Consider the following 22,179-nt stretch of genomic DNA (forward strand, 5'->3'; position numbering starts at 1 on the left):
GGCGGGACTCATCGCATGCCGACAGAGACTTTGCCGAACACCGCCTGGGCGTCGCGCGGCAGGCAGCGCCAGTAGGCTGGGTGGCCCTGCACGGTGCCACCCAGCGCGGCGGCGGCATGCCAGCCCCAGCGCGGCTCGTACAGGAAGGCGCGGGCCAGCGCAACCAGGTCGGCATCGCCGGCCTGCACAATGGCTTCGGCCTGCTGGGGCTGGGTGATCAGGCCCACGGCCATGGTGGGCAGGCCGCTGGCCTGGCGCACGGCGCGCGCGAACGGCACCTGGTAGTCGGGGCCCAGGGCAATCTTCTGTGCCGGCGAGACACCGCCGGACGAGACGTGGATGAAGTCGCAGCCCAGGGCCTTGAGTTGCCGGGCCATCTCGGCGCTTTGCGTCACGTCCCAGCCGCCGTCCACCCAGTCGCTGGCCGAAATGCGGATGCCCAGCACCCCCGGGTAGGCGGCGCGCAGGGCGGCAAACACCTCCAGCGGGAAACGGATGCGGTTCTCGAAACTGCCGCCATAGGCGTCGCTGCGCTGGTTGGCCAGGGGCGAGACGAATTCGTGCAGCAGGTAGCCGTGTGCGGCGTGCAGCTCGATGGCGTCCACCCCCGCGCGCTGGGCACGCTGCGCGGCGGCCACAAAGGCGTCGCGCACCCGGTCCATGTCAGCCCGAGTCATGGCGGTGGGGGGCGCTTCGCTGGGCAAGTGGGGCAGCGCCGAAGGGCCGAAGGTTTCCCAGCCGCCCTGCGCGGGGGACAGCAGCTGCGCGCCTTCCCAGGGCAGCGCGCTGGAGGCCTTGCGCCCGGCGTGGGCGAGCTGGATGCTCACGGCCGTGTGGGGCGCCAGCTGGCGGGCGCGTTGCAGGGTGTCGGTGAGCGCGGCTTCGGTGCGCGCGTCCCACAGGCCCAGGCAGGCCGGGGTGATACGGCCTTCGGGCAGCACGGCTGTGGCCTCGATGGTGAACAGGGCCGCGCCGCTGTTGAGCAGGCTGCCCCAGTGCATGAGATGCCAGTCGGTGGCGCAGCCGTCTCGGGCGGCGTACTGGCACATGGGCGCGACCACGATGCGGTTGGGCAGCGTCAAACCGCCGCGGGGCGATGGCAGGTGAAAGGGCGAGAAGAGTGGGCTCATGGGAGTTAGCATAGCCCAAGCCATGCCGGGGGCTATGACTACACTCTGGCTATCCCCCCAACCACCACGACCGCGCTGCACCATGCAAATTCTTGTCCTGCTGATCCTGTTCGCCGTGGGGGCCTACCTGCTCAAATCCCGGGACGAAAGGCAGCGCATTGCCTTGCTGGGCAGCCACCTGGGGCAGTACCAGATCGAGAAGCTGATGGAGAACCTGACCGAAGGCTACCTGCGGGCGCTGGGCGAGGAAGACCCGCAGCGCCGCGAACAGATCTGGAACCTGCTGCACATCTCGGAAGTGCAGCTGGCCGAACAGTTCACCCGGTTTGCCGCCGAATTCGCCACCGTGGACGCTGCGCAGGCCCGCGTGAGCACGCTGGCCATCGGCCTGCCCTACGCGGCGCAGTGGTTTCCGGCGGCCACGTTTGACCTGCGCAAGGTTCTGAGCGTGCACGCCAACGGGATTGCCAATGTGGTGGCCAACCGCGCGCAGCGTTCGATCAAGGACAAGGCCTTTACCCTGACCGCCGAGCTGTACCTGATGCAGCACAGCTGCCACTGGTTCTGCAAGTCCCGGGCCCTGGCCTCGGCCCGTCTGCTGGCGCGGCACAAGACGGCGTACGAGCAGGTTCTGGCCGCCGTCTCGCCGCAGACGCGCCAGGCCTACGGCACGCTGGTCGGGGTCTGATGGCGGGGCGCCGGCGCGCGCCTTTGCCAGGTGGGGATTGCGGGGTATTTGGCCCCCGCAGCGCGCGCCGGTAAAATACCGGGTTTACCCCCAGCCCCACCCTATTCCGGAGTCGCCCCTTCATGGCCAACACACAACAGATGGCAAGCGCAATTCGCGCGCTTGCGATGGACGCAGTTCAAGCAGCCAACTCCGGACACCCCGGCGCCCCCATGGGCATGGCCGACATGGCGGTCGCCCTGTGGGGCCAGCACCTGAGCCACAACCCGGCCAACCCCAACTGGCTCAACCGCGACCGTTTCGTGCTGTCCAACGGCCACGGCTCCATGCTGATCTACGCGCTGCTGCACCTCACCGGCTACAAGCTGCCCATGAGCGAGCTCAAGGCCTTCCGCCAGCTGCACAGCAAGACCGCCGGCCACCCCGAAGTCGGGCACACCCCCGGCGTGGAAACCACCACCGGCCCGCTGGGCCAGGGCATCACCAATGCCGTGGGCATGGCGCTGGCTGAGAAGCTGCTCGCTTCCGAGTTCAACCGCGAAGGCCATGCCGTCGTGGACCACCATACCTATGTGTTCATGGGTGACGGTTGCCTGATGGAAGGCATCAGCCACGAAGCAGCCGCCCTGGCCGGCGCCTGGAAGCTCAACAAGCTGATCGCGCTGTACGACGACAACGGCATCTCCATCGACGGCCAGGTGGCGCCCTGGTTCATCGACAACACCGCGCAGCGTTTCGTGGCCTACGGCTGGAACGTGATCGGCCCGGTCAACGGCAACGACGCTGCCGCGGTTTCGGCTGCCATTGCCGAGGCCAAGAAGTCTGCCGACCGCCCCACGCTGGTGATCTGCAAGACCGCCATCGGCTTTGGTTCCCCCAACCGCGCCAACACCGCCAAGGCGCACGGCGAGCCGCTGGGTGCCGAGGAAATCGCGCTCACCCGCGCCGCCATCGGCTGGAACCATGCCCCCTTCGTGGTGCCCAAGGAGGTCTATGCCGACTGGGACGCCAAGGCTGCGGGCGCCGCTGCCGAAAAGGCCTGGGATGACCGGTTTGCCGCCTACAAGGCCGCCTACCCCGAACTGGCCAAGGAATTGCTGCGCCGCATGAAGGGCGACCTGCCCAAGCACTTTGTGCAGACCGCCGTCGACACCGTCATCGCCGCCCATACCAAGGCCGAGACGGTCGCTTCGCGCAAGGCCTCGCAGCTGGCGCTGGAATCGTTCACGGCCGCCCTGCCCGAACTGCTGGGCGGTTCGGCCGACCTGACCGGCTCCAACCTCACCAACACCAAGAGCACGCCCAACCTGCGCTTTGACATGCACGGTGCCGTGGTCAAGACGGCCGAAGGCCAGGGCGGACGCCACATCAACTACGGCGTGCGCGAGTTCGGCATGGCCGCCATCATGAACGGCGTGGCGCTACATGGCGGCTTCATTCCCTACGGTGGCACCTTCCTCACCTTCAGCGACTACAGCCGCAACGCCGTGCGCATGGCGGCCCTGATGAAGCAGCGCGTGATCCATGTCTTCACCCACGACTCCATCGGCCTGGGTGAAGACGGCCCCACGCACCAGTCCATCGAGCACGCGGCCTCCCTACGCCTGATCCCCAACCTGGACGTGTGGCGCCCGGGCGATACGGCCGAGACCGCCGTGGCCTGGACCGTGGCCCTGCAAAACAGGACCAAGCCGACGGCGCTGCTGCTGTCGCGCCAGAACATCAGCTACGCCCCCAAGGCCGAATCGGCTGCTGCGCCCGAGGCCTGTGGCCTGGACGCCATCAGCAAGGGTGCCTACGTGCTGGCTGAGCCGGCGCAAGTGGGCCTGAAGAAGAAGGCCCAGGCCGTTCTCATCGCCACCGGTTCCGAAGTGCAACTGGCGCTCAAGGCCCAGGAGCTGCTGGCCCAGCGCAAGATTGCCGTGCGCGTGGTCTCCATGCCCTCGAACACCACGTTTGACACGCAGAGCGCTGCCTACAAGGCGGCCGTGCTGCCCGCCGGAATCCCCCGCGTGGCGGTGGAAATGGGCGTGAGCGACGGCTGGTGGAAATACGGCGTGGCGGCGGTGGTCGGTATCGACACCTACGGCGAATCCGCCCCCGCACCGGTGCTGTTCAAGCACTTTGGTTTCACGCCCGAGAATGTGGCCGATACGGTGCAGACCGTGCTGGCGAAGAAGTAATCCGTTCAGTTTTTTTATAGGAAATCACCATGACTATCAAAATCGGCATCAACGGCTTCGGCCGCATCGGACGCAACGTCCTGCGCTCGGCACTGCAGAATTTCAGCGACATCGAAGTCGTTGGCATCAACGACCTGCTGGAGCCGGAGTACCTGGCCTACATGCTGCAGTACGACAGCGTGCACGGCCGCTTCAAGGGCGAAGTCTCGGTCGAGGGCAACACCCTGGTCATCAACGGCAAGAAGATCCGCCTGACGCAGGAGCGCGATCCCGCCAACCTGAAGTGGAACGAAGTCGGCGCCGACGTCGTGATCGAATCCACCGGCCTGTTCCTGGACAAGGCTTCGGCCCAGAAACACATTGACGCAGGCGCCAAGAAGGTCATCATGTCGGCCCCCTCCAAGGACGACACCCCCATGTTCGTGTTCGGTGTGAACCACGCGAAGTACCAGGGCGAGGCCATCATCTCCAACGCCTCCTGCACCACCAACTGCCTGGCTCCCCTGGCCATGGTGGTCCACAACAAGTGGGGCATCAAGCGCGGCCTGATGACCACCGTGCACGCGGCCACCGCCACGCAGAAGACCGTGGACGGCCCCTCCAACAAGGACTGGCGCGGCGGCCGCGGCATCCTGGAAAACATCATTCCGTCGAGCACCGGTGCTGCCAAGGCCGTGGGTGTGGTCATTCCCGAGCTGAACAAGAAGCTTACCGGCATGTCCTTCCGCGTGCCGACCTCCGACGTGTCGGTGGTGGACCTGACCGTGGAACTGAACAAGGAAGCCACCCTGAAGGACATCTGCGCCGAGATCAAGGCCCAGTCCGAAGGCGCGCTGAAAGGCATCCTGGGCTATACCGAAGACAAGGTGGTGGCCACTGACTTCCGTGGCGACACCCGCACGTCCATCTTCGACGCCGATGCCTCCATCGCCCTGGATGGCACCTTCCTCAAGCTGGTGAGCTGGTACGACAACGAGTGGGGCTACTCCAACAAGTGCCTGGAAATGGTGCGCGTGGTCGCCAAGTAAAGGCCGCAACCACTTCGCCAAGAAGCGCCTTCGGGCGCTTTTTTCATGTCTTCAGATGTGTGGGCCGCGGCACGATGTCCTGCGGCAGTGCCGCCCGCATGATCTCGACAAAGCGCCGCAGCTTGGCGGGGTAGTAGTGGGCGTAGGGGTACAGCAGGTAGATGGGCAGAGGTGCGGCGTGCCATTCGGGCAGCAGGTGGATGAGCTTGCCCTGGGCCACATCGTCCGTCACCGCCCAGGCTGACACCACTCCGACGCCCAGGCCCAGCAGCGCCGCATTGCGCAGCGCAAACAAACTGTCGGTGCTCATTCTGGGCTGCAGTGCCAGATTGTGCTGCTCTCCTTGGGTGTGAATCAGCGTGATGTCGTTGCGGTAGAACGTGCGCAATGCCAGCCAAGGCAGCGGGGCCAAGTCGGCGGGCTGCCGTGGCAACGGGGTCTGCGCCAGCAGCGCGGGCGAGGCCACCACGATGCGCGGTATCTCGGCAATCTTGAGTGCCACCACCGATGGATCTTCTACGGGTCCCACGTGGATGGCGCAGTCGACGCCATCGGTAATGAATTCCGGTGTCCGGTCATGCAGCAGCCATTCCACGGACACGCGCGGGTGGCGTTGCAGGTATTCGGCCAGTTGCACCACCAGTTCCTGCTGGCCGATGGCATGCGGCACAACGACCCGCAGCGTGCCTTTGGGAACCTCCGCGCTGCCGCGCAGATCGGCTTCAAACTCGTCCCAATTGCCCAGCAGTTCCTTGGCGCGGGCAAAGCAGCGCTCACCCTCTTCGGTCAGCTTCATGGCGTGGGTAGAGCGCTGCAGCAGGCGCAGGCCCAGCGAGCGCTCCAGCGCCTGCAGGCGCCGGCTCACCGTGGGCTGGGTGGCGCCCATTTGCAGCGCCGCCGCCGACAGGCTGCCCGCCTCCACAATGCGCACAAAAGTCTGCATGAGTTCGATACGGTCGGGCGCAGTTTTCATGCGCTTAGCGTATAACAATTCTGCCTAAAGCGGGCCTTCTCAGGAGATTTCGTCTGAAAGACACTTGCGCATCGCCCAAAAACAGGAGTTTTTCATGTCTTCCGTATCCATTGCGCATAAACCAGTACAGACCGGCATTCCCGCCATCCTGGTGCTCTTGCTGGCCACCGGTGCCGGCCTGGGCGCCGCCACGCTGTACTACGCCCAGCCCATGCTGGGCGTGCTGGGTAGTGAATTTCAGGCCACACCCGGTGCGATCGGTCTGGTGCCCACGCTGACCCAACTGGGTTACGCGCTGGGCATTCTGCTGCTGGCGCCACTGGGCGACCGCTATGACCGCCGCCGCATCATCCTGGGCAAGGCCGTTGCGCTGACAACGGCCCTCCTGGCGGCCGCTGCGGCACCGAGCTTGGGCGTTCTGCTGGCCGCCAGTCTGGCCATTGGCCTGGCCGCTACCTTGGCACAGGACATCGTGCCCGCCATGGCGACACTGGCGCCCGACGCCCACCGCGGCAAGATGGTCGGCACGGTCATGACCGGGCTGCTCCTCGGTATCCTGCTGTCACGCGTGGTCAGTGGCTGGGTGGCCGAGCAGTGGGGTTGGCGCACCATGTTTGTGGCGGCGGCCACCAGCATTGCGCTGCTGGGTGTGGCGGTGTGGTACCGGTTGCCCCGTTTTGTGCCCACCACCACCATGCGCTATGGGGCCTTGCTGGGTTCGCTGGTGACCTTGTGGCGCCGCCATGCAGAACTGCGCCGTGCTGCCGTGGCACAGGGCCTGCTGAGTGTGGGCTTCAGCGCCTTCTGGTCCACGCTGGCGGTGATGTTGCACGCCGCGCCGTTTCATTTGGGCAGTGGCGCAGCGGGTGCCTTTGGTCTGGCCGGTGCTGCGGGCGCTTTGGCCGCGCCGCTGGCAGGTCGCATGGCCGACCGCAAAGGCCCCGAGCGGGTCACCCGCATCGGTGCGGTACTGGTGGCTGCCGCGTTTCTGGCCATGGCGCTGGGTACCGACCGGCTGTGGCTGATTGCGGTCGGTGCCGTGGTGTTCGACCTGGGTGCGCAGGCCGCGCTGATTGCGCACCAGTCCATCGTCTACAGCATCGAGCCCGACGCGCGCAGCCGTTTGAACGCGGTGCTGTTTGTCGGCATGTTCACCGGCATGTCCAGTGGCGCGTTCTTGGGCAGTGTGGCGCTTGGCCAGTGGGGGTGGATAGGGGTGTGCATCCTGGCGATGGGCTCCGCGCTTGCGGCGTTGGCGGTGCGTTTGCGCTGGTTGTTTTAGACAGGGGACGCACGCAGCGCTGTCACGCCCGGTACCCGCAGACCAACGCGGGGAAGGGCCGCCGGGTAAGCTCACTACCCATCTGCTCTCCCTCTGTTTATCGCCCACCATGAATCCTGGCATTTTTTACGCGGCTCTGGCCTACACGGCCTGGGGACTGTTCCCCTTGTTCTTCAAGCAACTGCTGGGAGTGAACGCCCTGGAGGTGGTGATGCACCGCACCGTGTGGTCGCTGGTGTTCGTGCTCTGCCTGCTGCTGGTGCTGCGCCGCTGGGCCTGGTTGCGTCTGCTGCGACAACAGCCCCGGGTGCTGGGCGCGTTCGCGCTGTCGGCCACGCTGCTGGTGGCCAACTGGACGGTGTATGTCTGGGCGGTGCAGAACGACCATGTGCTCGATGCCAGCCTGGGTTACTTCATCCTGCCGCTGGTCAACGTGGCGCTGGGTTTTGTGTTCCTGCACGAGCGCCCGCGTCCGGGCCAGTGGGTGGCCGTGGCCGTGGCGGCGGCCGGTGTGCTGTGGCTTACCGTGCAGGCCGGCCGCCTGCCCTGGGTGGCGGTGCTGCTGGCGCTGACCTTCGGCTTTTACGGCCTGCTGCGCAAGGTGGCGCCGCTGGGCGCGCTGGAGGGTCTGGCGCTGGAGACCCTGCTGCTGGCCCCCTTTGCGGCCGGCCTGCTGGCCTGGTGGGCCTGGCAGGGCCAGGGCGCCCTGGTGCAGGGCGACGCCGCCACACTGGGCTGGCTGGTGCTGGCCGGGCCCATTACCGCCATTCCCTTGCTGCTGTTTGCCGCCGGTGCGCGCCGGGTTTCCATGGCCACGCTGGGGTTGCTGCAGTACATCGCACCCAGCATGCTGCTGCTGCTGGGCGTGTGGCTGTATGGCGAGGCCTTTGATGCCCGCCGTGCCGTGGGGTTTGTGCTGATCTGGGTGGCGCTGCTGGTGTACAGCGCCGAGGGCTGGTGGGCCAGCACGCAGCGTCGGTAACCACAAGAAACAAACCGTACTATTCAGCTATGAATTCAAGTGAATCTGCACGCTACAGCCCGCGCACAGCGATTGAGTGGGTGTCTGTAATTCTTGTTCTTTTTGCCCTCGCGCTATTACTGGGCCAGCACTGGGGAATGATGCTATCCAATTCCGATGACCCGTGGATCATTCGATCTACATGGGATATGAATTTACAAACCGCATCAGCCCAAGGACGATTTTGGCTGATTCCGATTAACACTTTGGCAACCATTCCGTATCGCTTGGGTAGCTGGGAAGCTGCCAATGTCATCAAAATTTTGGTGAATGGAAGCGTGTTCCTGTCGTTCGTATTCTTTTGCGTCTGTCTGGTCAATTTACCGACAGGCTTGTTTGCGGGCTTGGTGTGGCTGGCTTTAATCGATGTAAGCCCTGGTTATTACAGTCCATTTCACGGTTATTTGATGATGTTCAATCTGCAGTTTGCAGTGATGTTCATGAGCTTTGTCTGGTACCTGAAAATCCTTGATGGTGATCGATCCAAGCGGACCATCATTGGCCCATATGTGCTATTTGCTTTCTCGCTATTGGCGTACGAGCCCATGCTGTTTTACGCGGGTGTGTATCCGGCGCTGTTTTTATTTCGGTATTTTTCTGAGTCACGCAGTCATTTGCAGCTGAGAGATTGGTGGCAATTGCTATTGTTGTTTCTGCGACGCAATTGGATGCTTCTCGTGGTCGTCGCGGCTTACATAGTGACGTACTTTATCTATCGACGTTCTCAGCCAACCTCCGGACGCGGGTTGGATAGTTCAGGGAGCGCTATTGATATCGCAATTACAGTCTATAAATTTTCCGTTAATGGGTTCCACTTCCAGATTAAAGCGTTAACCAATTATTTCGAAGGTATTTCTGCCCCTCATAATTTGGTGTTGGCGCTCGTCTATGCGACCTGCATTTTTGTTGCAAGCTTTTTGCTCCTGCCAGCTATTCGAGACAAAAAATATCCAAATCTTCTCTACAGGAAGTGGAGCCTGACAGTTTTAATTTTCTATGTTTTTTGTCCGAATTTGTTGCATGGTTTCGTGGAAGGATACCGGCAGTGGGCAGCCGAAGATCCTCATTACGTCGGTAACTATTTCAGCGCGTTTCCTTTAGCAATTGTCGTGAGTTTGGGTGTGCTATCTTTGGTGGGTGGTCGCAAGGCTATGCAAGAAAAAGCATTGTTCTTTTTGGTGCTTTCGGTACTCGCTACGTCGGCGTGTGATAACTACCTTCGCTGGGGAAATCTGGCCGAAACTAATCGGTTAGACAGCAAGTTGTGGGTTCAGGCGATTGCTGATTTGCACAAGCAACCGATGGGTGTAAGCGGAACAACGGTTGTGTGCGGTGTACATGCTCCCGAAAAAGTTTCCGGGGATGAGGGGTACTGGTCAGGGTATCTGAGTGAGTTGTTGGGCAAGTCCATCACCTACCGCTATAAGAATCTCAGTTCCGTTCCCTGTGATATCCGTTTGGATTTCAACCAGTATCGATTTACAGTGACGCAGTCTTAAGCTGCTCGCGCTTATTCTTTTGCTGTTAACTTGGCCAGGCGGTCTTTGTAGCGTTTGAGCACAGTCGCATCAGCATTGTGCATTTCGAGCAAGCCGATAGCCAGTCGCATTTCTCGGATGGCAAAATCGTAGCGTTTTTCGTTTTCCCAAATCTCGCTAACCATGTAGAGACCTTCGGGATTCTGAATAAATGAAAGCAGAAATAGCTGATTGACGGGGGTATCAAAGCGCTTCAAACCGTCTGTGTTCGGTGTCAGAAAAGAGACCAAGGCGCCAATGGCAACAACCACGACGATAACTTTGGTTACAAAACTCGTTTCCACGCGTGCTGGATCACTCATGATTTATTATCTGTTGATGGATTGAGGTGTCGTCGTAAGCGACTCGGTAAGTCCAGAAATTGTGCAGAACGAAGTTTACAGGTGGCAGTAAACATACTACGGCAGCAATCCCATACACGTAACTATATCCGAGCCAGTCCACTACCGCAGCGATGCCCGCTGACAGCGGAAGTCCAAGTAGTGCAACGACAAAGAACCTAATAAAAACGACCCTATCTAAGGGCTGCGAAAAGCTCCAAAGTGTATTGACAGTGAATGAAAATAGGGTGGCAACCGTGAAAGCTACGCCATTGGCGACGCTGGAGTTGGGGTGCACCGCATGAATCCACAGACTGGCTGTGACAGCGTGTACGACCGTATTCAAAATACCCGTCAGGCCGAAACGTATTGCACGCCTAGTGATCATTTTTACTCTAGGTGCTGAACTGGTTCACGATACGTCTTGCGTACAATGTAAAGCGGACGTTGTTTGCTCTCCATATATATGCGACCAACGTACTCCCCTAGCATGCCAATACCCAAGAGTTGCACGCTGCCAAAGAAGATAACTGAAACTAACAATGAAGCATAACCCGGTAGGTCAATGCCGTGTATTAGCGTGCGTGCCACAATAAACAACGCATAAACCAAACTGCAGAGTGCACCTAGACCGCCCAAATAGGACCAAATTTTGAGCGGTGAGGTGCTGAAACTGGTAATGCCTTCTAAAGCAAAATTCCACAGCTTCCATCCTGAAAATTTGGAATTCCCTGCAGACCGTGCCTCGCGAATGTAATCAAGTGTGACCGTTTTAAATCCTACCCATGCGAACAGTCCCTTCATAAACCGTTGCCGCTCTGGCAAGCGCTGCAGGGCCTGCACTACTGTTCGATCTATTAAACGAAAGTCCCCTACATTAGCTGGAATTTTGACGCTGGAGAAGTGATTGTGAATTTTGTAGAAAAATTCGGCACTTTTGCGTTTAAGAAAAGTATCCGAGCTGCGGTCCACCCGTCGAGCCAATACTACTTCCGCGCCTTTTGCCCACGCTTCAAGCATTTGCTTAATCAGTTCAGGAGGATCTTGCAGGTCAGCGTCGATCGGAATAACCGCGTCGCCCGTTGCTGCATCAAGGCCAGCTGTTAGTGCAGCCTCTTTCCCGAAATTTCTTGTTAATTCCACCACGCGAATACGGCTGTCAATAGCAGCATGCTGTATTAACAATGACAACGTAGCGTCGTCACTGCCGTCGTCAACGCACACAAATTCAAAATTGAAATCTATCAAACTCTTTACGACGTTATCAAGTCGAGAAAAGTACAGTCCAACTCCTTCTGCCTCGTTGAAGAATGGGGCAACGATCGAGACAAGTTTTTTCATTTTTTAAAATACACGAATGTCATCATTTTGGGCACTCAGCCCAGGTGCTTGCCGGCCAGGCCGGCGAGTTCAAACATGGTGACCTGCGGCTTGCCAAACACGGCCAGCAGCTTGGCATCGGCGTTGATGGCGCGCTTGTTGGTGGCGTCCTGCAGGCCGTTGGCCTTGATGTAGTCCCACAACTTCTTGATGACCTGGGTGCGGGCCACCGGTTCGTTGCCAATGACCGCTGCCAGCGCCGCGCTGGGTTGCAGGCCGGCGGCGGTGCTGGCCTTGCGCGGGGCCTTGGGTTTGGCCGTCTTGGCAGCGGCCGCCTTGGTTCCTGCTGTCTTCTTTGCAGGTGCTTTCTTGGCTGCAGCGCCCGTCTTTGCTGCGCGTGCAGCTCCTGTTTTGGTAGCGGTTGCCGGCTTGCCGGCTGTCTTGCGAGGCGGGAACTTGGAGGGTGCGAACTCGAAATTCACCTTGCCAGCCTCCGCGTCCCACGCCAGCATGGCCTTGAAGGCGCGCCGGGTGCGCATGGAGACAAACTTGTCCAGCAGATCGGTCTTGCCGGTGGCCAGCAGCTTTTGCATCTGCGCGCGTTCAATGGGTTGCTGCAGGATGATCTGGCCGCTCTTGAAGTCACAGGTGGGCGTGGGGTGGGCATGGGTGGGCACCGAACGGTCGCAAACGTAGTTCTTGCCGTGCTCGAACACCGAGCCGCCGCACTTGGGGCAGGTACCCAGGGATTCCTGGCCCGAGAAGTCGATGATCTCGCCGCTGTCCTCGCCGGCCTTGTCGTCGCCGAAGTCGAATTCGAGCTTGTAGTTCTTGGTCTCGTCGTCGTACTTGATGACCATCTCGGCCACGAAGGGCCAGCCGGCCTTGGAGCGGAAGCCGTCCAGCGGTCCGATGTGCTTGTCGCGCAGGAACTGCTCGACCTCGGCCACCTCGAAGGTGCGCCCGGCGGGGGACTTGCCGAAGGAGAAGCCGCAACCCTCGGTGTCACCGCTCTTGCCAGTGCAGGTGTAGCGGCGGTAGTTTTCCTTGACCACGCCGCCGCAGTTGGGGCAGGGGGCGGTCAGGGTGGCGTAGTCGCCGGGGATGGTGTCGCGGTCGTATTCCTTGGCCTTCTTCACCATGCGCTCGGTCATGGAGGCGATCTCGGCCATGAAGGCTGCGCGGCTCATCTTGCCGTGCTCCATCTGGGCCAGCTTGTATTCCCATTCGCCGGTGAGTTCGGCCTTGGAGAGTTCTTCCACACCCAGGCCCCGCAGCAGCGTCATGAGCTGGAAGGCCTTGGCGGTGGGAATCAGCTCGCGGCCTTCGCGCAGCATGTACTTCTCGGCGATCAGACCTTCAATGATGGAAGAGCGCGTGGCTGGCGTGCCCAGGCCTTTTTCCTGCATGGCTTCGCGCAGCTCGTCGTCTTCCACGGTCTTGCCCGCGCCTTCCATGGCGCCCAGCAAGGTGGCTTCGGAGTAGCGTGCGGGGGGGCGGGTCTTGAGGCCCTTGGGGTCCACCGGGTCGCCCTTGACCTTTTCACCGGGTGCCACGGGCACCAGGTTCTGGCCCTTGTCGCCTTCCTTGGCGTCCTCCACCTCTTCAGCCGCTTCCCTGCCGTAGATGGCCAGCCAGCCCGGCTTGACCAGCACCTTGCCTTCGGTCCTGAAGGCGTGGCTGGCGGCGGTCGTGATGCGCGTCGTCACCTGGTATTCGGCACTGGGGAAGAAGATGGCCATGAAGCGGCGCACCACCAGGTCGTAAATCTTCTGCTCGGCTTCCGACAGGCCGCTGGGCGCCTGCAGCGTGGGGATGATGGCAAAGTGATCCGACACCTTGGCGTTGTCGAAAATACGCTTGCTGGGTTTGACGTAGCTGCCCTTGACGGCCTGGGCGGCGAACGGGGCCAGGTGCTTCATGCCGCTGTCGGCCAGCATGGCAAACGTGTCCTTGACCACCGGCACATAGTCTTCGGGCAGGTGGCGTGAGTCGGTACGCGGGTAGGTCAGCGCCTTGTGGCGCTCGTACAGGCTTTGCGCGATGGACAGCGTGGTCTTGGCCGAGTAGCCAAACTTGCCATTGGCCTCGCGCTGCAGGCTGGTCAGGTCGAACAGCATGGGGCTGGCTTGCGTGGTGGGCTTGCTCTCTTCGGTGACGGTGGCCGGCTGGCCGCGCACGGCGTCGGCAATGGCCTGGGCTTCGTGCTGGGACCAGACTCGGTCGGCTTTTTTCTCGGCGTCGTCGGCGTCTTTCTTGTGCGCGGGGTTGAACCACTTGGCGGGGTATTCGCCGGCAGCCGCGTGGAAGCTGGCATGGATTTCCCAGTAGTCACGGCTGATGAACTTGCGGATTTGCTCTTCGCGTTCCACCACCACCGACAGCGTGGGCGTCTGCACCCGGCCCACCGTCGTCAGGAAGAAGCCGCCATCGCGCGAGTTGAACGCGGTCATGGCGCGCGTGCCGTTGATGCCCACCAGCCAGTCGGCCTCGGAGCGGCAACGGGCGGCATCGGCCAGCGGCTGCATCTGCTCGTTGCTGCGCAGGTTCTCGAAACCGTCGCGGATGGCCTGTGGTGTCATGGACTGCAGCCACAGGCGGCTGACCGGCTTGCCCAGGGGTTTTGCACCACCGGCGTACTGCTCGATCAGGCGGAAGATCAGCTCCCCTTCGCGGCCCGCGTCGCAGGCGTTCACCAGCTGGCCCACGTCCTTGCGCTTGGCCAGCTTCACCACGGCGTTCAGGCGCGTCTTGGTCTTGTCCACCGGCTTCAGGTCAAAGTGCGGGGGAATCACCGGCAGGTTGGCAAAACTCCACTTGCCGCGCTTGACGTCAAATTCCTCGGGGGCCTGGATCTCCACCAGGTGGCCCACGGCGCTGGAGACCACGTAGGTGTCGCTCTCGAAATATTCGTCGTGCTTCTCGAATTTGCCAGCGGTGGGTGTGAGCGCCCGCACGATGTCTTGGGCGACCGATGGCTTTTCTGCAATGACCAATGTTTTCATCTGACTACAATCCAGTTCTCGCGTGCGCGCAGGTGCGCGCCCACACACGCAGGCGCGCCCATGCGCGCCCATACGATTCACCATACCAAATTTTTGAGCCGTGGCAAAAAAACCCGAGATTTCCGCCAGCCCCTCTTCCAACCGCCGCATCCAGGCCCGGCGCTCTGGTGTGCATGGCAAGGGGGTGTTTGCCGTGCAGGACATTGCCGAAGGCGAAACCATCATCGAGTACGTGGGCGAGGTCATCAGCTGGGAGGAAGCCCAGCACCGCCATCCGCATGACCCCAAGGACCCCAACCACACGTTCTACTTTTCCCTGGAAAACGGCGATGTCATCGACGCGCTGTATGGCGGCAACTCCTCGCGCTGGATCAACCATTCCTGCGACGGCAACTGTGAGGCCGACGAGGTCGACGGCCGCGTCTTCATCAAGGCGTTGCGCAACATCCGGGCCGGTGAGGAGCTGAACTACGACTACGGCCTGATCATCGACGAGCGCTACACCCCCAAGCTCAAGGCAGAGTACCCCTGCTGGTGCGGCTCTAAGAACTGCCGCGGCACGCTGCTGGCGCCCAAGCGGCGCGCCAAGGACTGAGCCAGGATGAGCACCGCAGGGTCGTCCCAAGGTGCGAAGGCCCCCCCGGGGGGCAGCGCCGCACGCGCGGCGACAGGCGTGGGGACTGTCTGGCCTGCCGAGGCGATCTGGGAGGCCGTGGAGCCCCGGCTGCCAGGCTTCACCGTGGAGGTGCTGCCCGAGATCGATTCGACCAACACCGAGCTGATGCGCCGTGCCCGTGCCGGCCGGCTGGAGCCGATCCTGCTGGTGGCCGAGCGCCAGAGCGCGGGCCGGGGGCGCCTGGGGCGCACCTGGGTCAGCGGCGAGGCTGCCTCCGGGGCACTACCGTCCCTGACCTTCTCGCTGGGCTTGCCGCTCGCGCCGACGGACTGGTCCGGCCTATCGCTGGCCGTCGGGCTGGCGGTGGTGGAAAGCCTGCACCCGGCGCTGCAGCTCAAGTGGCCCAACGACGTGTGGCTGCAGGACCGCAAGCTGGCCGGCATCCTGATCGAGACCGCCAGTGTGGGCGACGCGCGGTATGCCGTCATCGGTGTGGGCATCAACATCGCCGCACGGGACGCCGAGGGCTTGCGAACGCCGCCGGCCGCACTGACCGAGGTGCTGCCCGGGGTGGATGCGCCGGCTGCGCTGGAGCGCGTGGCAGCGCCCCTGGTGCGCGCGATCCAGCGTTTCGCGGCCCAGGGCTTTGCGCCGCTGCGCCCGGCGTACCACGCACGCGACCTGCTCTACGGTCGTGAGGTGGAATGCAGCGACGGCCTGACCGGCACGGCGCGCGGCGTGGATGCCAGTGGCGCCCTGCTGGTGCACACTGCGGCCGGGCTGAAGAAAATCACCAGTGCGGAGGTCAGCGTGCGTCCTGCCGCCCCACCCACCGCCTCCGCGCCTTGAACCTATGCTGCGACTGCTTGTACTGGCCCTGATCCTTGCCAACGGTGCGTACTTCGCCTGGAGCGGGGGCTGGATGCGCGCCTACGGGTTTGCGCCGACCCAGCAACGGGAACCGCAGCGCCTAGCGCAGCAGATCAAGCCCGACGCGCTGCGGGTGCTGTCCGCCACAGAGTCCAAGCGGGCGGAAGTCCAGGCGCAGGCCGATCTGGCGCCCCGGGAGTGCTGGCAGGCCGGTCCCTTTGACGAGGAGCAGACCGCGACCCTGCGCCGCGCGCTGGAGTCCACGCTGGCGCCCGGTGCCTGGCAGTTTGACCCGGTGGTGGAGCCGGCCCGCTGGATTGTGTACATGGGCAAGTTTCCCCAGGCGGAGGCACTGGCCAAAAAACGCAACGAGCTGACGGGTCTAGGCCTCAAGCCGCAGCCCCTGCTCAACCCGGCGCTGGAGCCGGGCCTGTCGCTGGGCAATTTCTCCACCCAGGCGGCGGCGACGGCCGAGCTCGGCCGGCTGGGCAAGCGCGGCATCCGCACGGCGCGGGTGGTGCAGGAGCGTGCGGAAGGCCGGGCCAATCAGCTCCGCTTGCCCGCGCTGACCGAGGCCATGAAGACGCGGCTGGGTGACATCAAGCCCGCGCTGGCAGGCAAGTCGCTGCACAGCTGCAACGGCTAGCGCCGCTGGGCGTCAGGCCGATTCCAGCGCTTGCGCAAAGCGCACCGTGAAACAGGTGCCCGGCGGCGACTGACCGGGGCGGCTGTCTTCCACGGTCACCGTGGCCCGGTGCTGGCGCGCGATTTCCAGCACGATGGGCAGGCCCAGCCCTGAGCCATCCGCCTCGGTGCCCAGCACCCGGTAGAAGGGCTGGAAAATCAGTTCCCGCTCCGCCGCCGGTATGCCGGGGCCGGAGTCTTCCACCTGGAGCACCAGCACCTTGCTGAAGGGGTCGGTCAGCACGCGGGCCGTGATCATGCCGGGCCGGCCGGCGTTGGACGGCGTGTAGTTGATGGCGTTGTCCATCAGGTTGCGCACCATTTCCTTGAGCAGGGTGGGGTTGCCCGGCAGGGTGACCCCCTCGCTGCCGGGCTGGGCCCCTTCGTAGCCCACGTCGATGTGTTTCTCCATGGCGCGGGGGACGCAGTCGCGCACCACCTCCATGGTCAGCCGCGCCAGGTCGCAGGGCTGTTGGCTCATCACCGTGCCGCTGCTTTCCGCCCGGGCCAGGGCCAGCAGCTGGTTGACGGTGTGGGTGGCACGGATGCTGGAGCGGCCAATCTGGCGCAGGGACAGTTTCAGGTCCTCGGCGTTGGCGCCTTCGCGCTGGGCCAGGTCGGCCTGCATGCGCAGCCCGGCCAGCGGGGTCTTGAGCTGGTGCGCGGCGTCCGCCAGAAAACGCTTTTGCGTGGAAATGGATTCCTTCAGGCGCATCAGCAGATCGTTGACGGCCGAGACCAGCGGCGCCACTTCGAGCGGAACTGCTTCCACGTCCAGCGGGCTCAGGTCGTCGGGGCTGCGTGCGCGGATGCGCTCCTCCAGGCGGTTGAGCGGCTTGATGGCCTGCACCAGCGCCAGCCAGACCAGCAGCACCGCCAGCGGCAGAATGACAAACTGCGGCAGCATCACACCCTTGACGATCTCGGTCGCCAGCATGGAGCGCTTGTCCATGGTCTCGGCCACCTGCACCAGTGCCGGGCGGCTGCCCGGCAGGTCCAGCTTGACCCACATGTAGGCGACCTTGAGGTCGGTGCCGCGGAACTGGTCGTCGCGCATGCGCATTTCGCCCACCGTCACTTTCTCGTCTTCCGGGGGCAGGGGCAGGTTCTTTTCGCCGCTTAGGTGCTCGCCGGAGGGGCCCAGCACCTGGTAGTACACGGTGTCGTTGTCGTCGGCCCGCAGCAGTTCGCGCACGGGCAGCGGCAGCACGAAGCGGGGGTGGTTGTGGTCGATGGTGATGAGCTGCGCCAGGGCCTCGACGTTGTACTCCAACGCCCGGTCAAAGGGCTTGCCGGCAATGCTTTGCGCCACCAGCCAGGTCAGCACCAGGCTCACCGGCCACAGCAGGAGCAGGGGCGTGAGCATCCAGTCCAGAATTTCTCCGAACAGGGACCGTTGCTCGCGTTGGAAGATATTCACGTTGCCGGGCCGTCCCAATGCATGCAAGCCCCTCCGGGGGAAAGCGCCTTACACGCCATGACACGCGTGGGGGCCATATTCAGGGAACGATTTTTTCCAGGCAATAGCCCAGGCCGCGCACGGTAGCAATGCGGATGGGCCCCTTCTCGATCTTCTTGCGCAGCCGGTGGATGTAGACCTCGATGGCGTTGTTGCTCACCTCTTCGCCCCACTCGCACAGGCGCTCGACCAGCTGGTCCTTGCTCACCAGGCGACCGGCGCGCTGCAGTAGCACTTCCAGCAGGCCCAGTTCGCGCGCCGACAGCTCCACCATCTTGCCGTCGATGGTGGCTACGCGCCCGGCCTGGTCGTACACCAGCGGGCCGTGCTTGATGCTGCTGGTGGTGGCGCCCATGCCGCGGCGCACCAGGGCGCGCACGCGGGCTTCGAGTTCCTGCAGGCTGAAAGGCTTGGCCATGTAGTCGTCGGCGCCGTAGTCCAGCCCCTTGACGCGCTCGTCCACGGCGTCGGCGGCCGTCAGGATCAGCACGGGCAGCGAGGAGCCACGCCCGCGCAGCTTCTTGAGCACTTCCAGGCCGTGCATTTTCGGCAGACCCAGGTCGAGGATGAGCAGGTCAAACTCGGTGTTGGTCATCAGGGCCGCATCGGCCTCGGTACCGCTGGCCACGTGGTCGACGGCGGCCCCGGCACTGCGCAGGGCGCGCAACAATCCATCGGCCAGTACCTGGTCGTCTTCCGCGATCAAAATCCGCATGTCTGTCTCCTCGTTGAACGCAACCCCTGTCTCGGCCGGACTTGTGGGAGGGGCACCGGATGCCATTCTAGGCGGGACCCATCGCGGGCAGGAGCCGGGCTGCCCGCGGCACCGGGGTATTTACTGCCCACTGTAGACCTCCAGTCCGATGGCCACGACGGTGGCCACCTCGGGGCCGACGGCCTGGCGCATTTCGGCTTCGGCCTGGACGGCGGCCTCCTGGTAGGCGTCCAGCCAGGCTCGCCCGGTGGCGGTGAAGCAGACCCGCCGGGCCCGCGCGTCGGTGGGATCGCTCTCGCGGGTCACCATGCCCCAAGCCTCACACTGGTTGACCAACGTGCCCATGGCCTGCTTGCTCATGCCGGCACGCTGGGCCAGATCGGTCAGGCGGGAGCCTTCCAGTGCCAGGTGGCGGGTGATGTGCAGATGCGCCGCGCCGACCTGGCCGCGCTCCGCGAGGTTGGACAGGCCCAGCGGTACGCCCGGGTGGCGGGCCATCAGCGCCATGACCCGCGCATCGAACCGCTCCAGCGCCAGGCGCAACCAGTGCCCTACGTGGGTGGTGCGCCAGTGGTCGGCGGAAGGGAGGGGGACCATGGCGCAGATGGTAATGCAAACTGACTAAAAAATGTATTTACGGATTCTGGCGCGTGCCGCTAAACTACTGTTCAAGCATCCAGCCTGTAATTAATACCACTGACTGTTTTGCACCCCTTATCCGATTTTTTTAGGAGACTTCCATGGACGCACCCGTCAAGAGCCCCGCCGCCAACAGCGAAAAAGCCAAAGCCCTGCAAGTGGCCCTGGCCCAGATTGAAAAGCAGTTTGGCAAGGGCACTATCATGCGCTTGGGCGAGGGTGAGGTGATCGAGGACATCCAGGTGGTCTCCACCGGCTCCCTGGGGCTGGACATCGCCCTGGGCGTAGGCGGCCTGCCGCGCGGCCGGGTGGTCGAAATCTATGGCCCTGAGTCGTCTGGCAAGACCACGCTGACGCTGCAGGTGATTGCCGAGATGCAAAAACAGGGCGGTCAATGCGCCTTTGTCGATGCCGAGCACGCGCTGGACATCCAGTACGCGCAGAAGTTGGGCGTCAACCTGCAGGACCTGCTGATCAGCCAGCCCGACACCGGCGAGCAGGCGCTGGAAATCGTCGACAGCCTGGTGCGCTCCGGTGCGGTCGATCTGATCGTGGTCGACTCGGTGGCGGCGCTCACACCCAAGGCCGAACTGGAAGGCGAAATGGGCGACTCCCTGCCCGGCCTGCAGGCCCGTCTGATGAGCCAGGCCCTGCGCAAGCTCACCGCCCACATCAAGAAGACCAACTGCATGGTCATCTTCATCAACCAGATCCGCATGAAGATCGGCGTGATGTTCGGCTCGCCCGAAACCACCACCGGCGGCAATGCGCTCAAGTTCTACGCCTCGGTGCGCCTGGACATCCGTCGCACGGGCACCATCAAGAAGGGCGACGAGGCCATCGGCAACGAGACCAAGGTCAAGGTGGTCAAGAACAAGGTCAGCCCCCCGTTCAAGACGGCCGAATTCGACATCCTGTTCGGCGAAGGCATCAGCCGCCAGGGCGAGATCATCGACATGGGTGTCAACGCCAACATCCTGGACAAATCCGGTGCCTGGTACGCCTACAACGGTGAAAAGATTGGCCAGGGCCGTGACAACGCCCGTGAATTCCTGCGCGAAAACCCGGCGCTGTCCGCCGAGATTGAAAACAAGGTGCGTGCATCGCTGGGCATTCCTCTGCTGCCAGGCGCGGCAGAACCCGAAGGGAAGGCGAAATCGGCATCCAAGAAGGCTGCAAACCCCGCAGACATTGCGTAAACAGCTATACAAACAATAGCAAAAACACGCTCGCATCCGGTTCTGGCGCATGGCGACCTCCCCCATTTCCCTCAAAGGCCGGGCCTTGCGCCTGCTCAGCAGCCGGGAGCATTCCCGGGCTGAGCTGGAGCGCAAGCTGGCCCGTTACGAGGAGGTGGCGGGGACGCTGGCGCAGGCGCTGGACGAGCTGCAGGCCAAGGACTTCATCAACGAGCAGCGGGTGGTGGAGTCCGTGGTCCACCGCCGGGCGGGCAAGCTGGGGAGCGCGCGCATTCGCCAGGAGTTGAACGACAAGGGGCTGGACCCGGAAGCGGTGGCGCACGCCGTGGAACAGCTGCGGGCCACCGAGGTGGAGCGGGCCCGTGCCATCTGGCGCAAGAAGTTTGCAGCGCCGCCGGCCGATGCGGCCGAGCGGGGCAAGCAGATGCGGTTTCTGGCCAGCAGGGGGTTTGGCGGTGACGCCATCCGCCGCGTGGTGGCCGGCGCCGCGGATGATGAATAGTGCCGCCAGATGCCGCAGAATCTGCGTAGACAGCTATTAAAACAGTAGCGCGTTCAAAGCCCCAGCATCAGTTTGAGATTTTGCACGGCCGCGCCGGAGGCGCCCTTGCCCAGGTTGTCCAGCCGCGCCACCAGCACCGCATGGGCGAAGCCGTCCTGGGCAGCGTCGTTGGCAAACACGCGCAACTCCATCTTGTTGGTGTTGGCCAGCGCCACGGCGTCGAGCTTCTGGTCGGGCGTCGCCGGCTCCACGGTCACCCATTCGCTGCCGGCGTAGTGCCGCTGCAAGGCGGCATGCAAGTCCTGCGCGGTGGGCTTGCCGGGCAGGGTGTCCAGGTGCAGGGGCAGTTGCACCAACATGCCCTGGCGGAAGTTGCCGACCGACGGAACGAACAAGGGGCGGCGGCGCAGGCCGGTGTAGCGCATGATTTCCGGGATGTGCTTGTGCTTGAGGCCCAGCGCATACAGCTCCATGGCGGGGGCTGTGCCGGCCTCGTACGCCTCGATCATGCTGCGTCCGCCGCCGGAATAGCCGCTGATGGATGGCAGACAGACCGGAAAGTCGGTGGGCAGCAGGCCCGCGTCCACCAGCGGGCGTATCAGGGCAATGGCACCGGTGGCATAACAGCCGGGGTTGGCCACGCGGCGTGCCTGGGCCACGGCGGCACGTTGCTCCGCGGCCAGCTCCGGAAAGCCGTAGACCCAGTCGGGGGCGGTGCGGTGGGCGGTGGAGGCGTCAATGATGCGCGGCCCGGGGCGGCCGGTTTCCCGCTCGATGGCGTCCACCATGGCGACCGATTCGATGGCCGCGTCGTCGTGCAAGCACAGGATCACCAGATCGGCCTGCGCCATCAGGGCCTGCTTGGCGCGGATGTCCTTGCGCAGGGCGGGGTCTATGCTCAGGAGCGTAATGCCGGGCATGGTCTGCAGGCGTTCGCGGATTTGCAGACCGGTGGTGCCGGCTTCGCCGTCGATAAAAATCTTCTTCATGGGACAGGGCGCTTCTAG

General features: G+C 63.3%; 21 protein-coding genes. 11 read left to right on the top strand and 10 right to left on the bottom strand.

Annotated elements, in window-relative coordinates; genetic code table 11:
• Positions 1 to 8: 8 nt before the first annotated feature.
• On the bottom strand, positions 9 to 1,130 hold the full coding sequence (locus AC1Q5W_RS11860; RefSeq protein ID WP_492644436.1) for an NADH:flavin oxidoreductase/NADH oxidase: 1,122 nt from the start codon (positions 1,128 to 1,130) through the stop codon (positions 9 to 11).
• A gap of 82 nt (positions 1,131 to 1,212) precedes the next feature.
• Between AC1Q5W_RS11860 and AC1Q5W_RS11865 the strand changes: the two genes are divergently transcribed.
• From AC1Q5W_RS11865 to gap, 3 genes are all read left to right on the top strand, one after another.
• A complete protein-coding gene (locus AC1Q5W_RS11865; RefSeq protein WP_492644435.1) occupies positions 1,213 to 1,818 on the top strand; it encodes a hypothetical protein in 606 nt (201 codons plus the stop codon).
• 122 nt (positions 1,819 to 1,940) lie between these two features.
• The gene (tkt, locus tag AC1Q5W_RS11870) at positions 1,941 to 4,001 is read left to right on the top strand and encodes a transketolase (RefSeq protein WP_492644434.1); all 2,061 of its coding nucleotides are present in this window, start codon (positions 1,941 to 1,943) and stop codon (positions 3,999 to 4,001) included.
• A 29-nt stretch (positions 4,002 to 4,030) separates the two neighbouring features.
• Positions 4,031 to 5,029 carry a type I glyceraldehyde-3-phosphate dehydrogenase gene (gap, locus tag AC1Q5W_RS11875; protein WP_492644433.1) on the top strand — a complete coding sequence of 333 codons (999 nt, stop codon included), beginning with the start codon at positions 4,031 to 4,033 and terminating at the stop codon, positions 5,027 to 5,029.
• Positions 5,030 to 5,072: 43 nt separating this feature from the next.
• Here gap and AC1Q5W_RS11880 read toward each other — a convergent pair whose 3' ends face one another.
• Positions 5,073 to 6,002 carry a LysR family transcriptional regulator gene (locus AC1Q5W_RS11880; RefSeq protein ID WP_492644432.1) on the bottom strand — a complete coding sequence of 310 codons (930 nt, stop codon included), beginning with the start codon at positions 6,000 to 6,002 and terminating at the stop codon, positions 5,073 to 5,075.
• A gap of 94 nt (positions 6,003 to 6,096) precedes the next feature.
• Here AC1Q5W_RS11880 and AC1Q5W_RS11885 point away from each other — a divergent pair, with 94 nt between their 5' ends.
• The 3 genes from AC1Q5W_RS11885 (at position 6,097) to AC1Q5W_RS11895 (ending at position 9,804) form a co-directional block, all read left to right on the top strand.
• Positions 6,097 to 7,284: an MFS transporter gene (locus AC1Q5W_RS11885; RefSeq protein WP_492644431.1), complete on the top strand. Its 1,188-nt coding sequence runs from the start codon at positions 6,097 to 6,099 to the stop codon at positions 7,282 to 7,284.
• Between the two features lie 109 nt (positions 7,285 to 7,393).
• Positions 7,394 to 8,266, top strand: a complete 873-nt coding sequence (gene rarD, locus AC1Q5W_RS11890) for an EamA family transporter RarD (protein ID WP_492644430.1) — start codon at positions 7,394 to 7,396, stop codon at positions 8,264 to 8,266.
• 29 nt (positions 8,267 to 8,295) lie between these two features.
• Entirely contained in the window at positions 8,296 to 9,804 is a 1,509-nt protein-coding gene (locus AC1Q5W_RS11895; protein WP_492644429.1) for a hypothetical protein, read from the top strand.
• Positions 9,805 to 9,815: 11 nt separating this feature from the next.
• On the opposite strand, the gene AC1Q5W_RS11900 is transcribed toward AC1Q5W_RS11895, so the two are convergent.
• The 4 genes from AC1Q5W_RS11900 to AC1Q5W_RS11915 are packed head-to-tail and all read right to left on the bottom strand — an operon-like array spanning position 9,816 to position 14,488.
• Positions 9,816 to 10,145, bottom strand: a complete 330-nt coding sequence (locus AC1Q5W_RS11900; protein WP_492644428.1) for a hypothetical protein — start codon at positions 10,143 to 10,145, stop codon at positions 9,816 to 9,818.
• On the bottom strand, positions 10,138 to 10,551 hold the full coding sequence (locus AC1Q5W_RS11905) for a GtrA family protein (protein WP_492644427.1): 414 nt from the start codon (positions 10,549 to 10,551) through the stop codon (positions 10,138 to 10,140). The genes AC1Q5W_RS11900 and AC1Q5W_RS11905 overlap by 8 nt, the downstream gene beginning before the upstream one ends.
• A 2-nt stretch (positions 10,552 to 10,553) precedes the next feature.
• On the bottom strand, positions 10,554 to 11,504 hold the full coding sequence (locus tag AC1Q5W_RS11910; protein WP_492644426.1) for a glycosyltransferase family 2 protein: 951 nt from the start codon (positions 11,502 to 11,504) through the stop codon (positions 10,554 to 10,556).
• A gap of 35 nt (positions 11,505 to 11,539) precedes the next feature.
• Complete coding sequence (locus tag AC1Q5W_RS11915; protein ID WP_492644425.1) at positions 11,540 to 14,488, bottom strand: DNA topoisomerase III; 2,949 nt, start codon at positions 14,486 to 14,488, stop codon at positions 11,540 to 11,542.
• Between the two features lie 100 nt (positions 14,489 to 14,588).
• On the opposite strand from AC1Q5W_RS11915, the gene AC1Q5W_RS11920 reads away from it, so the two are divergent.
• From AC1Q5W_RS11920 to AC1Q5W_RS11930, 3 genes are all read left to right on the top strand, one after another.
• On the top strand, positions 14,589 to 15,083 hold the full coding sequence (locus AC1Q5W_RS11920) for an SET domain-containing protein (RefSeq protein ID WP_492644424.1): 495 nt from the start codon (positions 14,589 to 14,591) through the stop codon (positions 15,081 to 15,083).
• Between the two features lie 78 nt (positions 15,084 to 15,161).
• Positions 15,162 to 15,953: a biotin--[acetyl-CoA-carboxylase] ligase gene (locus AC1Q5W_RS11925; protein WP_492644423.1), complete on the top strand. Its 792-nt coding sequence runs from the start codon at positions 15,162 to 15,164 to the stop codon at positions 15,951 to 15,953.
• Positions 15,954 to 15,957: 4 nt separating this feature from the next.
• Positions 15,958 to 16,620, top strand: coding sequence for an SPOR domain-containing protein (locus AC1Q5W_RS11930; protein ID WP_492644422.1), 663 nt, complete (start codon positions 15,958 to 15,960; stop codon positions 16,618 to 16,620).
• A 12-nt stretch (positions 16,621 to 16,632) separates the two neighbouring features.
• Here AC1Q5W_RS11930 and AC1Q5W_RS11935 read toward each other — a convergent pair whose 3' ends face one another.
• The 3 genes from AC1Q5W_RS11935 to AC1Q5W_RS11945 all read right to left on the bottom strand — a co-directional run bounded on the left by AC1Q5W_RS11935 (position 16,633) and on the right by AC1Q5W_RS11945 (position 19,429).
• Positions 16,633 to 18,078 (bottom strand): sensor histidine kinase N-terminal domain-containing protein, encoded by a 1,446-nt coding sequence (locus tag AC1Q5W_RS11935; protein ID WP_492644421.1) that lies wholly within the window; start codon positions 18,076 to 18,078, stop codon positions 16,633 to 16,635.
• A gap of 79 nt (positions 18,079 to 18,157) precedes the next feature.
• Complete coding sequence (locus AC1Q5W_RS11940; protein WP_492644420.1) at positions 18,158 to 18,832, bottom strand: response regulator; 675 nt, start codon at positions 18,830 to 18,832, stop codon at positions 18,158 to 18,160.
• A 120-nt stretch (positions 18,833 to 18,952) separates the two neighbouring features.
• Entirely contained in the window at positions 18,953 to 19,429 is a 477-nt protein-coding gene (locus tag AC1Q5W_RS11945; RefSeq protein ID WP_492644419.1) for a MarR family winged helix-turn-helix transcriptional regulator, read from the bottom strand.
• A 143-nt stretch (positions 19,430 to 19,572) separates the two neighbouring features.
• Here AC1Q5W_RS11945 and recA point away from each other — a divergent pair, with 143 nt between their 5' ends.
• A complete protein-coding gene (gene recA, locus AC1Q5W_RS11950) occupies positions 19,573 to 20,670 on the top strand; it encodes a recombinase RecA (protein WP_492644418.1) in 1,098 nt (365 codons plus the stop codon).
• 49 nt (positions 20,671 to 20,719) lie between these two features.
• Positions 20,720 to 21,172 (top strand): recombination regulator RecX, encoded by a 453-nt coding sequence (gene recX, locus AC1Q5W_RS11955; protein ID WP_492644417.1) that lies wholly within the window; start codon positions 20,720 to 20,722, stop codon positions 21,170 to 21,172.
• Between the two features lie 53 nt (positions 21,173 to 21,225).
• Here the strand turns inward: recX and argC are convergent, their stop codons facing one another.
• The gene (gene argC, locus AC1Q5W_RS11960; RefSeq protein ID WP_492644416.1) at positions 21,226 to 22,161 is read right to left on the bottom strand and encodes an N-acetyl-gamma-glutamyl-phosphate reductase; all 936 of its coding nucleotides are present in this window, start codon (positions 22,159 to 22,161) and stop codon (positions 21,226 to 21,228) included.
• Positions 22,162 to 22,179: the final 18 nt, after the last annotated feature.

The sequence above is a fragment of the Rhodoferax sp. MLSD5-FHT05B10 genome, from assembly GCF_058793415.1.

What these genes read in the sequence shown, in the direction of transcription:
- AC1Q5W_RS11860 (WP_492644436.1), bottom strand. Translation starts at nt 1,130, where the DNA reads ATGAGCCCACTCTTCTCGCCCTTTCACCTGCCATCGCCCCGCGGCGGT.
- AC1Q5W_RS11865 (WP_492644435.1), top strand. Translation starts at nt 1,213, where the DNA reads ATGCAAATTCTTGTCCTGCTGATCCTGTTCGCCGTGGGGGCCTACCTG.
- tkt (WP_492644434.1), top strand. Translation starts at nt 1,941, where the DNA reads ATGGCCAACACACAACAGATGGCAAGCGCAATTCGCGCGCTTGCGATG.
- gap (WP_492644433.1), top strand. Translation starts at nt 4,031, where the DNA reads ATGACTATCAAAATCGGCATCAACGGCTTCGGCCGCATCGGACGCAAC.
- AC1Q5W_RS11880 (WP_492644432.1), bottom strand. Translation starts at nt 6,002, where the DNA reads ATGAAAACTGCGCCCGACCGTATCGAACTCATGCAGACTTTTGTGCGC.
- AC1Q5W_RS11885 (WP_492644431.1), top strand. Translation starts at nt 6,097, where the DNA reads ATGTCTTCCGTATCCATTGCGCATAAACCAGTACAGACCGGCATTCCC.
- rarD (WP_492644430.1), top strand. Translation starts at nt 7,394, where the DNA reads ATGAATCCTGGCATTTTTTACGCGGCTCTGGCCTACACGGCCTGGGGA.
- AC1Q5W_RS11895 (WP_492644429.1), top strand. Translation starts at nt 8,296, where the DNA reads ATGAATTCAAGTGAATCTGCACGCTACAGCCCGCGCACAGCGATTGAG.
- AC1Q5W_RS11900 (WP_492644428.1), bottom strand. Translation starts at nt 10,145, where the DNA reads ATGAGTGATCCAGCACGCGTGGAAACGAGTTTTGTAACCAAAGTTATC.
- AC1Q5W_RS11905 (WP_492644427.1), bottom strand. Translation starts at nt 10,551, where the DNA reads ATGATCACTAGGCGTGCAATACGTTTCGGCCTGACGGGTATTTTGAAT.
- AC1Q5W_RS11910 (WP_492644426.1), bottom strand. Translation starts at nt 11,504, where the DNA reads ATGAAAAAACTTGTCTCGATCGTTGCCCCATTCTTCAACGAGGCAGAA.
- AC1Q5W_RS11915 (WP_492644425.1), bottom strand. Translation starts at nt 14,488, where the DNA reads ATGAAAACATTGGTCATTGCAGAAAAGCCATCGGTCGCCCAAGACATC.
- AC1Q5W_RS11930 (WP_492644422.1), top strand. Translation starts at nt 15,958, where the DNA reads ATGCTGCGACTGCTTGTACTGGCCCTGATCCTTGCCAACGGTGCGTAC.
- AC1Q5W_RS11940 (WP_492644420.1), bottom strand. Translation starts at nt 18,832, where the DNA reads ATGCGGATTTTGATCGCGGAAGACGACCAGGTACTGGCCGATGGATTG.
- AC1Q5W_RS11945 (WP_492644419.1), bottom strand. Translation starts at nt 19,429, where the DNA reads ATGGTCCCCCTCCCTTCCGCCGACCACTGGCGCACCACCCACGTAGGG.
- recA (WP_492644418.1), top strand. Translation starts at nt 19,573, where the DNA reads ATGGACGCACCCGTCAAGAGCCCCGCCGCCAACAGCGAAAAAGCCAAA.
- recX (WP_492644417.1), top strand. Translation starts at nt 20,720, where the DNA reads ATGGCGACCTCCCCCATTTCCCTCAAAGGCCGGGCCTTGCGCCTGCTC.
- argC (WP_492644416.1), bottom strand. Translation starts at nt 22,161, where the DNA reads ATGAAGAAGATTTTTATCGACGGCGAAGCCGGCACCACCGGTCTGCAA.